2 protein-coding genes are annotated in these 1,708 nt (G+C 65.7%); both read right to left on the bottom strand.

Annotation, left to right across the window (positions count from 1 at the left end):
- Nucleotides 1-310: 310 nt before the first annotated feature.
- Nucleotides 311-901: a flavin reductase family protein gene (locus Q4F91_RS12645; RefSeq protein ID WP_303338088.1), complete on the bottom strand. Its 591-nt coding sequence runs from the start codon at nucleotides 899-901 to the stop codon at nucleotides 311-313.
- A gap of 157 nt (nucleotides 902-1,058) precedes the next feature.
- Entirely contained in the window at nucleotides 1,059-1,640 is a 582-nt protein-coding gene (locus tag Q4F91_RS12650; RefSeq protein ID WP_303338089.1) for a flavin reductase family protein, read from the bottom strand.
- Nucleotides 1,641-1,708: the final 68 nt, after the last annotated feature.

The raw sequence follows: 1,708 nt of genomic DNA on the forward strand, positions 1-1,708 counted from the left end.
AGGATCCGGCCGCAGCCGATCGAGACCGACCCGGGGCGGAAGGTTCCCGAGAAGACGTCGGCGATGCGGACGTTGTCGATGCGCAGATCCGCGGGGACCTGCCCGGTCATCTGCTGAAAGTACCTGCTGTTCTGGGGAGAGCTCATTTCTTCTGCCCGTCGGGGGATGTTCGTGACGGACGAATCTTAACGAGGTCGGAGCGGCGGGAGATTCCCCGGAACAGGGGGCGTCCGGAAACAGCAGGCCCCGGCGAGGCGAAGCCTCCCGGGGCCTGATGAACGGTCTGGCCTGACTCGGTCAGTGTGTCAGGTTATTCGCCGTCATAGCCCGGCACCACGACCGGGTCGCCGGTGGCGTAGAAGTGCCCGCCCGCGACGTAGTGGAGCGGCCTGAGGGCCTTGGGCGTGCCCTCGAGGTTCCAGTGGCCGTTACTGAAGACGCGCGGATCGGCCCAGGCGCCGACGCAGGTGCCGATGAAGAGGTCGTAGGTCTGCTGGTTGTGGGCCTCGGGGATGATGTCGAAGATCGCCCAGCAGGCGCAGCCCTTGACGAGCGGAACGTCAAAGCCGTCGACGCGGAAGAACTCGGCGCCGGAGTGCTCGAGCTTGAGCGGGTCGTCGTTCTTGCTCACGAACCCGAGGCGGAGCGTCTCCTCGACGATCGAGGCCGTCGGGAGCGACAGAGCGAAGCGGCCGCTCTTCTCCATCAGCGGACGGGTGAAGTGATCGCGGGCGATCACGGCCGTGGTCTTGAAGGGTACGAGATCGAGCGGGCACACCCAGGTCGCGGGCATCACGCCGTCCACGCCCTCGAAGGACGCGGAGACGAGCGGCGTGGCACCGAGGTTGAAGAGGCGGTAGGCCTTGTCGGCCGGCACGGGTTCGAAGAATTCAGGAAGCATCGGCTGTGTCCTTTTTGAATGTGGCTCGGATGTTCGGTGCAGAACATTCTGCCCAATTTCCGGCGCGGATGAGTGCCCGAACCTGCGGAATTGTTGAATAAAATGCTCAACAATTTGTCCGTCAGAGGAATTCGCTGCGCCTGGAGTGTGTCCGGTCTCACTTGACCGTGACCGCCTCGCCCGGGACGTAGAAGTTCATGCCCTCCCAGTAGTGGAGCGGCTTCATCGCGGTCGGAAGCCCCGCGAGCTTCCAGTGCCCGTTTTCATAGATCCTCGGGTCGGCCCAGGCCGCGACGCAGTCGCCGATCAGGATGTCGTGCTTCCCGGCCATCTCCGGCTCGTCAACCAGGTCGAAGACGGCCCAGGCGGCGGAGCCGGCGACGAGCGGAACGTCATAGCCCGCGGCGCGGAAGATCTCCGCGCGGCAGTGCGCGAGCTTCTCCGGGTCCTTCGCGAGTCCGATGAAGCCGAGCTTCAGCGCCGGGCCGGCGATCGCCGCGGTGGGCACCGACATCGCGAAGCGGCGGCTCTTCTCAATGAGGCCGCGCGTGAAGTGGTTCTTGCCGATGACGGACATGAGCCTGAAGGGCGTGCCGTGTCCGAGCGGGCAGGCCGAGCTGACGGTCATCACGTCGTCGACGCCGCCGGCCGCGGCCGAGAGGAGCAGCGTCGCGTGGAGGCCGAAGATGCCGGCCACCTGGTCGGCCGGGACGGGAGTGAAGCATTCGGGAGTCGTCATGGGGTGAGCCTCTGGTGAAAGGTGTGCGATACCGAATTCTGCATCCTCCGGCGGCCGCCGTGGACACT

Source organism: Sutterella sp. (genome assembly GCF_030539355.1).
Taxonomy (GTDB): Bacteria; Pseudomonadota; Gammaproteobacteria; order Burkholderiales; family Burkholderiaceae_F; genus Sutterella.

Bases quoted from the DNA above. Each gene is read 5' to 3' on its own strand.
- Q4F91_RS12650 (WP_303338089.1), bottom strand. From the start codon at position 1,640: ATGACGACTCCCGAATGCTTCACTCCCGTCCCGGCCGACCAGGTGGCC.
- Q4F91_RS12645 (WP_303338088.1), bottom strand. From the start codon at position 901: ATGCTTCCTGAATTCTTCGAACCCGTGCCGGCCGACAAGGCCTACCGC.